The 8,946-nt window shown below is 69.3% G+C and carries 7 protein-coding genes; 4 read left to right on the top strand and 3 right to left on the bottom strand.

Going from position 1 to position 8,946, the window contains the following annotated elements; all coding sequences use genetic code 11:
* Positions 1-581: 581 nt before the first annotated feature.
* Both AB0B82_RS35065 and AB0B82_RS35060 read right to left on the bottom strand, forming a co-directional pair.
* Positions 582-1,862, bottom strand: a complete 1,281-nt coding sequence (locus AB0B82_RS35065) for a cyclopropane-fatty-acyl-phospholipid synthase family protein (RefSeq protein ID WP_360178801.1) — start codon at positions 1,860-1,862, stop codon at positions 582-584.
* Entirely contained in the window at positions 1,859-3,238 is a 1,380-nt protein-coding gene (locus tag AB0B82_RS35060) for an FAD-binding oxidoreductase (RefSeq protein WP_360178798.1), read from the bottom strand. Before AB0B82_RS35060 ends, AB0B82_RS35065 begins: the two co-directional genes overlap by 4 nt.
* A 77-nt stretch (positions 3,239-3,315) precedes the next feature.
* On the opposite strand from AB0B82_RS35060, the gene AB0B82_RS35055 reads away from it, so the two are divergent.
* From AB0B82_RS35055 to AB0B82_RS35040, 4 genes are all read left to right on the top strand, one after another.
* Positions 3,316-4,248, top strand: coding sequence for a 2-hydroxyacid dehydrogenase (locus AB0B82_RS35055; protein WP_360178795.1), 933 nt, complete (start codon positions 3,316-3,318; stop codon positions 4,246-4,248).
* 22 nt (positions 4,249-4,270) lie between these two features.
* Complete coding sequence (locus tag AB0B82_RS35050) at positions 4,271-5,365, top strand: exo-alpha-sialidase (protein WP_360178792.1); 1,095 nt, start codon at positions 4,271-4,273, stop codon at positions 5,363-5,365.
* Between the two features lie 5 nt (positions 5,366-5,370).
* Positions 5,371-5,685 (top strand): ubiquitin-like small modifier protein 1, encoded by a 315-nt coding sequence (locus AB0B82_RS35045; protein WP_360178789.1) that lies wholly within the window; start codon positions 5,371-5,373, stop codon positions 5,683-5,685.
* A 163-nt stretch (positions 5,686-5,848) separates the two neighbouring features.
* Positions 5,849-8,110, top strand: coding sequence for an MMPL family transporter (locus AB0B82_RS35040; protein ID WP_360178786.1), 2,262 nt, complete (start codon positions 5,849-5,851; stop codon positions 8,108-8,110).
* Between the two features lie 35 nt (positions 8,111-8,145).
* On the opposite strand, the gene AB0B82_RS35035 is transcribed toward AB0B82_RS35040, so the two are convergent.
* Positions 8,146-8,946, bottom strand: an 801-nt coding sequence (locus AB0B82_RS35035) for a hypothetical protein (protein WP_360178783.1), incomplete at its 5' end; no start/stop codon positions are given.

The following is an 8,946-nucleotide window of genomic DNA, read 5'->3' as shown; positions in this document are numbered from 1 at the left end:
GTTCCTGACCGGTGTGAAGGGTGCGGAACCCACAACACGGTGGGTGAACCCACCGTGCGGCGGAAACCCAAAAACCTCCTTCGGCCGCGGCACGGCGTACGAGTGGATATCCCGCGCGCGTTGGGGGCGGGGTTCTTCGCTGGTACACCGGTGAAGAACCCCCCAACTCGTGCGGAGATCTGCTCGTATGAGGTCGGCTGCGCCGGTCGTGGCGCCGGTGGTCGTGCCGGGCTGAAGACGGGAGCTTGGACAGGGTGTGGTGGGTGTGGACTGGTTATTGCTTGTCCAAGGTCCCGGGCGGGGGTGCAAGGTCCCGGGCTGGGGTGCAAGGTCCCGAATGCGTGTTCGCTGTCCCCGGGTCGGGGCTCAAGCCCCGGCTGCGGGGACGCGCGGTCGTGCAGCGCGGGCACCGCCCCGGTCACTCAGGCCCACCTACGGATCAGCCACAAGAGCCGGATATCTCTTCGAGTTGGGAGGCAGGATGGCTGCGCACGCGCGTCGGTGATCCCGCCTCTTGTTGACCGCGAGATCAGCGACCAACTGCCGCACAGAGACAGCGGCTACTTCCAGCGCTCAGGGCCTCACCAGGTGGGGCGGAGGGGGAAGTGGGCGTTGCCTCGGTCGTCTGGTTTCACCGCCAGGACCTGGTGGAGTTGGATGGTGTTGTGTTCGAAGCCGGCTCGGCTGGCGGCGAGGTAGAGGCCCCAGATCTTGGCGGTTTCGGGGCCTACCTCGGCGACCGCCTCGTCCCAGTGGGCGACCAGATTCTCGTTCCAGGCGGCCAACGTCAGCGCGTAGTGTTCGCGGAGGTTTTCCTCGTGGCGGACCTCGAAGCCGGCGTCCTGGGCTTCGGTGATGATGCGGCCGGAGCCGATCAGTTCACCGTCGGGGAAGATGTAGCGGTCGATGAACGCGCCGGTGTGGCGGAAGCGGTTGTCGGGCCGGGTGATGGAGTGGTTGAGCAGCCGGCCGCCGGGCTTCAACCGGTCCAGCAGGAATCCGAAGTACGACGGGTAGTTGCGCACCCCGATGTGTTCGGTGAGCCCGATCGAGCTGATCGCGTCGAAGTCGCGTTCGGGGACGTCACGGTAGTCCAGGTACCGGACCTCGGCCCGGTCCTCGAGCCCGTCGCGCTTGATCGCCGCGGCGGCCCATTCGGCCTGCGCCGCGGACAACGTGACACCGAGCGCGGTCACGCCGTACTCGCGGGCCGCGTGCCGCACCATGCCGCCCCAGCCGCAGCCGACGTCGAGCAGTCGCATTCCCGGCTTGAGGTCGAGTTTGCGCGCGACCAGGTCGTACTTCTCGTACTGCGCTTCCTCGAGCGAGGCGTCGGCGCGCGGAAAGACGGCGCACGTGTAGGTCATCGAAGGCCCGAGCACCCACTCGTAGAAGGTGTTCGACACGTCGTAGTGGTGGTGGATCGCGGCCCGGTCGCGCGCCTTCGAGTGCCGTAGTCCCTCGAAGGTACGGCGCCATTTCGGCAGGTGCTCCTGGGGCGGCGGAGGCGGTGGCTTGAGGTGGCTCCAGCCGAGACCGCGGACGATGCGCAGCGCCTCGACCGCCTTCGGCCGCTGGAAGTGGAACTGGTCGAGGATCAGCCGCATCAGGTCGTACGGGTTGCCGGGATGGACGCCGGTGATCTCCAGGTCGCCCATCACGTACGCGCGCACCAGCCCGAGGTCGCCGGGCGCGGTCAGGATGTAGGACAGCCCGCGCTCGTTGGCCAGGTGCATCTCGATCGGCGAGTCCGCGGGGCCGGTCGCGCTGCCGTCGTACGCCGAGAACCGGAACGGCGGACCGCCCGGGATCACGGTGTCGAGAGCTTCGGCGATCGATACCTGGGTCGCAAGCGTCGTCATCGGCGCGTCACCGCCTTCTCGTAGAGCCCGGTGAGCCGGGCGTCGGGGTCGTAGCGTTTCTTCACCTCGTCCAGCGCTGCGACGTTGTAGAGCCGGTCGAAGGTGTCACGGTCGTAGTAGGCATCGGAGTACAGCGACTTGTGGCCGCCGAAGTCGGTGACGGCCTGCTCGATACGGCGGTTGACGTCGCCGTCGGCCGCACCTGGCGCGATCGGGACGGTGCCCCAGAAGCCGACGTTCACGTACGTCTCACCGGGCTTCAGCGGGTACAGCGGCCAGGACTCCGATCCACGCAGCCGCAGCGGGCACAGCCAGACCGGCCGCATGCCGACCTCGGCGTCGAACCAGCGCAGGAAGTCCGCCAGCCGGCCGACCGGGATCTCCACGTCCTGGACGACCCGTTCACGCTCGGGCCGCCCGCGCCGCCGGTTGATCCGCGCGGCGACCTGGTGCCGGTTCTCGAAGCCGACGATCCTGTGGAAAACATCGCTTCGCCGCCAGCGCCGCGGCCACAACCGCCGTACGACGGGCTTCTGCACACCGAACGCTGCCGAACACCAGAACCAGTCGGTGTCCCAGCGCCAGAGGTAGTCGTGCGCGGTGAGGAAATCGGTCTGTCGCTGCTGGATCGACCGGTAGTAGATCTGCTGGCCGGTGTAGTCGCTGGTCCGGACCGCGGCGTCGCTGTTGCGGCCCAGCGTCAGGTACGCCTCCGCAGGGCTGAAGGCGACTCCGTCGACGAAGTGCACCGGCTCTCCGTCGTACGTGCCCGAGGCAACGATCTCCGCAACGGCCGGCGCCAGCGCGTCGAGGTCGAGCCGGACGTGCCGCAAGGCGATGTACGGCGAGATGCGGTCGAGCTCGATGCGCAACCGGGTCGCGTACCCGAGCGTGCCGTAGGAGTTCGGGAACATCCGGAACAGGTCCGCGTGCTCGCCGGACGGTCGCGCGGTGACGACCTCGCCGGCGCCGGTGAGGATGTCCAGTTCGAGCACCGACTCGTGCGGCAGGCCGGCGCGGAAGGACGACGACTCGATGCCGAGGCCGGTGACCGCGCCGCCGAGAGTGATCGTTTTCAGCTGCGGCACGACCATCGGTGTCAGGCCGTACCGCAGGGTCGCCGCGACCAGGTCCTCGTACGTGCACATGCCCTGAACGTCGGCGGTGCGGGCGGCCGGGTCGACACCGATCACGCCGGTCAGCTTCGAGACGTCCAGCCCCGGCCGATCGATCGCGGTCCGCGGGCGGAACAGGTTCGAACTGCGTTTCGCCAGCCGGACCGGCGCGCCCGGCGGGATCGCCGCATACGACTCCCGCAGCCGCGCGACGGCTTCATCGTGCGCGACCGCGGCTCCCACATCCGATGTCGAAGGCACCGATCCAATGTACGACGGAGCATTCGATCAGGCACGGGAGTTCAAAACTGTCCGAGGGCACGAGTAGGTTCTGAGACATGGCTGACGTGGTGAAGGCATGGCTTCCGTGGGAGGACCCGGACGGGTTCCTCGGCGGGGTGCCCGCGGGGTTCGACGTGGAGTTCTACGCCGGGGGTGAGCGGCCGGCGTCGCTCGACCAAGTGGAGTTCTACGTGCCCAGCTACATGGGCGGCGGCGACGTGTTCGACGTCATCCGCGACATGCCCGCGCTGAAGGTCGTGCAGTTGCAGACCGCCGGCTTCGAGCACGCGCAGGCGCGGCTGACCGAGGGCGTGACGTTGTGCAACGCGCGCGGCGTGCACGACGCGTCCACGGCCGAGCTCGCGGTCGGGCTGATCCTGGCGTCGTACCGGAATCTGCCGCGTGCGGTGCGTGACCAGGACCGCCAGGTCTGGCCGGCGTCGTACGACCAGGTCGACGACTCGCTCGCGGACCGGACGGTGCTGATTCTCGGGTACGGCGCGATCGGCGAAGCGCTGGAGCGGCGGTTGACCGGGTTCGAGTGCGACCTGATCCGGGTCGCCCGCCGCGCGCGCGACGGCGTCCATCCGATCGACGACCTGCCCGAGCTGCTGCCGCGCGCGGACGTCGTGGTGCTGCTGACGCCGGCGACGCCGGAGACCACCAGGATGGTGGACGCGAAGTTCCTCGCGAGCATGGAGGACGGTGCCCTGCTGGTGAACGTGGCCCGCGGCGTCGTCGTGGACACCGACGCGCTGCTGGCCGAGCTCGGCACCCGGCGGATCCGGGCCGCGCTCGATGTCACCGACCCTGAGCCGTTGCCTGCCGGACACCCGTTGTGGTCTGCTCCGAATGTACTGATCAACCCGCACCGCGGTGGCGCGTCGACCGCGTTCGCGCCGCGGGTCGCCCGGCTCGTGCGGGCCCAGCTGGAGCGCTACGCGTCCGGGGAACCGCTGATCAATGTCGTGGCTGGTCCGCCACGCTGACGGAGCGAAGGAAGGGACAACGATGTCCGAGGCTGTACTGCTGATCGGCACCAAGAAAGGGCTGTGGATCGGCCGGAGCGACGCTGCCCGCACCGAGTGGCAGCTGGACGGGCCGGTGCCGGAGTTCGAAATGCAGGGTGTGTACGCCGTGGGCATCGACACTCGTGGAGACCAACCGCGCCTGTTCGTCGGCGGCACCAGTGAGCACTGGGGTCCCGCGGTCTTCCACTCCGACGACCTCGGCAAGACCTGGGCGGAGCCGCCGGAGGGCTCGATCGGCTTCCCCGAGGACGCCGAAGCCTCGCTCGAGCGGGTCTGGCAGATCCAGCCCGGTCCGGCCGATCAGCCAGGTGTCGTGTACGCCGGATCCGAGCCGCAGGCGCTGTGGAAGTCGACCGACGGGGGAGTGACCTTCGAGCTCGTCCGCGGGCTGTGGGACCACCCGCACCGCAAGGAGTGGGGTGCCGGGTTCGGCGGCGCGGCGATCCACACCGTCGTACCGCACTCGACCGATCCCGATCGCGTGAGCGTGGCGATGTCCACCGGCGGCGTCTACCGGACCACGGACGGCGGCGCCACCTGGTCCCCGGCGAACAAGGGCATCCAGGCCAAGTTCTTCCCTGACCCGTTCCCGGAGTTCGGGCAGTGCGTCCACAAGGTGGCCGCGCACCCCGCCGCGCCGGAGCGGATGTTCGCGCAGAACCACCACGGCGTGTACCGCACGGACGACGGCGGCGACGTCTGGAAGTCGATCGCGGACGGGCTGCCGTCGGACTTCGGTTTCCCGATCGTCGTCCACCCACACGAGCCCGAAACCGTGTACGTGTTCCCGCTGGTCGCCGACGCGAACCGGATCCCGACCGAGGCCAAGTGCCGGGTGTTCCGCTCCCGCGACGCCGGCAACACCTGGGAGGAGCTGGCCGACGGCCTGCCCGGTACGTCGTATGCGCCGGTGCTGCGCGATGCGATGTCCACCGACACCGCCGACCCGGCCGGGGTGTACGTCGGGACGCGCGACGGCTGTGTCTACGCGAGTGCCGACGCCGGCGAGCACTGGGTCGAGGTCGCTCGGCACCTGCCCGACATCCTGGCCGTGCGCGCCGCGGTCGTGGGCTGACGCCGATGCCAGTCTCAGAGTCAGCAGCAGAGCCAGGCAAGGTCGCGGTCTGTTTGCCCACGGTGCTGAGGCCGTTCGCGGACGGCGCCGACCGGGTGGAGCTCGAGGTCGACGGTCCCTCGACCGTCGCCTCGGTCTTCGCCGCGCTCGAATCCAGTCACCCGGCGCTCCGCCGCCGGCTCACCGACGAGCAGGGCGCGGTCCGCCGGCACGTGAACATCTACCTCGGCAACGACAACATCCGCGACCTGTCCGGCCTGCAGACCCCGCTCACCCCCGGTGACGAACTGCTCGTCCTGCCCAGTGTCGCCGGCGGCTGACGGTTCGCTGGTTCGTTGAGCTGCGCTGTGCCAGCGAGCGCAGGCGGTCCGTGACCGCGCGCTGCCGGGGGTTGTGAGCCCGGACCGCCCCGTCTTACATTCACTGCAGGGGCCGACGGGGCGTCGCCGTCGCCTGGGGGGTGCCCAGGGGGAGGGGGCACCCGTGCATGCTTTTCTCGAGCGCCTCGGCCGCGGCGCGGCGCGGTTCCACTGGTTCGTGATCGTCGGCTGGCTCGTGGTCGTGGTCGGGTTGTTCGGCCTGCGGGCGGCGTTCGGCGGCACGTACGTCAACAACTACACGGTTCCGGGCAGTGAATCATCCGCTGGTTTGGACGTCCTGAACGCGGACTTCCCGCAGGCCGGCGGGTACTCGGGCTCGATCGTCTTCCACGCCTCCTCCGGGACTGTGGCCGAGCAGGCGGACGCGGTCCAGTCGTCGATGGCCGCAGTCGCCAAGTTGCCGGACGTGGTCACCGCGACCGATCCGCTCGCGACCTCGCAGACGGCGTACATCTCCAAGGACGGCACGATCGTCAACGCGCCGGTCTCGTTCTCGGTGGTGCCCGCCTCGCTCGACAGTTCGTACGTCGACCAACTCGACGCGGCCACGCAACCGGCGCGGGCGGCCGGCCTCGAGGTCGAGTACGGCGGCGGCGCCGGGCAGATCGGGAAACAGCCCGACGATGCCCCGTCGGAAGCCATCGGCCTCGGATTGGCGCTGCTGCTGTTGTTCCTGATGTTCCGGTCGATCGTCGCGTCCGGTCTGCCGCTGGTGTCGGCGGTCTTCAGCGTCGGTGGCGGCCTCGCGATCCTCGGATTGCTGGCCGCGGCGAAGGACCTCCCGGTGACCGCGCCGACGGTGGCGACCCTGCTCGGACTCGGTGTCGCGATCGACTACGGGCTGTTCCTGGTGTCACGCCATCGCGAGCAACTCGACGACGGCATGGACGTTGTCGATTCCGTCGGGCGGGCCGAGTCCACGTCGGGCGCCGCGATCCTGGTCGCCGGCGGCACCGTCGTGATCGCGATCCTCGGGTTGTACGTGTCCGGCGTACCGTTCGTCGGCGCACTCGGACTCTCGTCGGCGATCGTCGTCGCGTTCACCGTCCTCGCGGCACTCACGCTGATCCCCGCCCTGCTCGGGCTGGCGAAGCTCACCGTGCTGAACCGGAAGGACCGCAAGCACCTGGTCGAGGAACGCCAGGTGGAGGCCGAACTTGCCGACGCGAAAGCCGTGGCGCAGCATCGCGCGGAGGAGCGGGAACGTCGCGATGCCAAGCACGAGCAGAGCGCGTTCGCCCGCTGGGGCCGCCGAGTCAGCGACCGCCCGTGGCCGTACGGCATCGTCGCCACGCTCGTTCTGGTGATCCTGGCGATCCCACTCTTCTGGATGAACCTCGGTCAGCTCGACGCGGGCACCGATCCACCGCAGGACTCCAGCCGCAAGGCGTACGACCTGATCGCGCAGGGCTTCGGGCCGGGCGCGAACGGTCCGTTGACGGTCGTCGTACAGCTGCCGTCGGAGAGCTCGGCCGACAAACAAGCACTACTCAGCGGCCTGCAGAGCACCTTGCAGAAGACCGAAGGCGTCGCGGCCGTCCAGCCGCCCAGCACGAACAGCGCGGGGACCACCTCGATCATCAACGTCATCCCGACGACCTCGCCCTCCTCGGCGGAGACCGAGGACCTGGTCAACCGAATCCGCGACGATGTCCTGTCCGGGCAGCAGGAGCCGACGTACGTCGTCGGGACCACCGCCGGGTACGTCGACTTCACCGAGAAGGTGGGCAGCCGGATGCCGTGGTTGATCGGGGCTGTGGTGCTGCTCGCGTTCGTGTTGCTGACGGTCGCGTTCCGCTCGCTGCTGATCGGGGTGAAGGCCGCGGTCCTCAACCTGCTGTCGGTCGGCGCCGCGTACGGCGTGATCGTCGCGGTCTTCCAATGGGGCTGGGGATCGTCCCTGGTCGGGATCGACCAAACGGTGCCGATCCCGTCGTTCGTGCCGATGCTGATGTTCGCGATCGTGTTCGGGCTGTCGATGGACTACGAGGTGTTCCTGCTGTCCCGGGTGCACGAGGCGTGGATCGCGACCGGGGACAGCCACCGCGCGGTGGCGATCGGGATCGGCGCGACTGCCCGGGTGATCACCACCGCGGCCGCGATCATGATCGCGGTGTTCCTCAGCTTCGTCCTGGACGACGACCCGACCGTCAAGATGCTGGCCGTCGGTATGGCGGTCGCGGTCCTGATCGACGCCAGCCTCGTCCGGATGGTCCTGGTCCCGGCCGTGATGACGCTGCTCGGTCCCCGCGCCTGGTGGCTGCCCCGCTGGCTCGACCGCATCACCCCGAACATCCAACTCGAATCCGCCCCGCCACCCACCACGCCAACTCCCGAACGCTCCAAAGCCAACATCTCCACCTGACCAACCCACCCCGGGGATTAGGGGAGTTCTGCCAGTCATTTCAGGTGCGCTGCACTCCCCAGATCCGCACCGACCGTGCACGTGGGCGAGCAGCTGGCGGGGGGACCGGGCCAGCCACGGGATCGGAGCACGGCAGCGACTTGCGCGGCGGCTGAGCACGGGTCGGCAACCAGCTGATACCCGAACCGAAGTGTGACCTTCCCGTCCAGGAGCGCGGTGTTGTCCCGTCGCATGTCCCGCCACTGGGAGCCGACCTCCTCGTGCCCGATACGACCGTCCAACTCGACGGCGAGGCCGTACTCGTAGTCGTTGTCGCGGTAGATCGTCCCGGTCCGCCCGGCGACACGGACCTGCCGCCGGGCCGGCGGGAGTCCGTGGGCGCGCTCGACCCTGCGCAGATAGGTCAGCTCCAGGAACGATTCGACGCCGCCCGTCGCGTCGTGCAGAACTTCGCGCAGCAGCTTGCGGCGCGGCAGCCGGACCATCGCGTCCAGTTCGGTGAGCAGGCGGTACGGCGTCGTACGCCGCTGCCGGCAAACGTCCAGTACCAGGGCGACCGCGGCGTCCAGCCGCGGCCGATGCGCCGCCACCGTCAGCACCGCCACTTCCATCCGGACGATCGGCGGCTCGCGGACCGCGAACACACGGCGCGCGAAATCACGCGACCGGGTCAGCACGACACCTGCCTCGGGCCGCAGCCTGCGCTCGTGCGGTACTTCCAACCGAACCACGTCACCCCAATCGCCGGCCACGCCGTACTGCCGGAGCGCGGTCTCGCCCGCCAGCGCCGCCTCGGGTCCATACGCCAACCAGGCGGCAAAGACCCGCGTCTCCCA

The sequence above is a fragment of the Kribbella sp. NPDC048915 genome, from assembly GCF_040649595.1.
GTDB lineage: Bacteria > Actinomycetota > Actinomycetes > Propionibacteriales > Kribbellaceae > Kribbella.
Note: the sequence above shows the minus strand (reverse complement) of the source record. Positions and strands in the feature narration are given on the sequence as shown.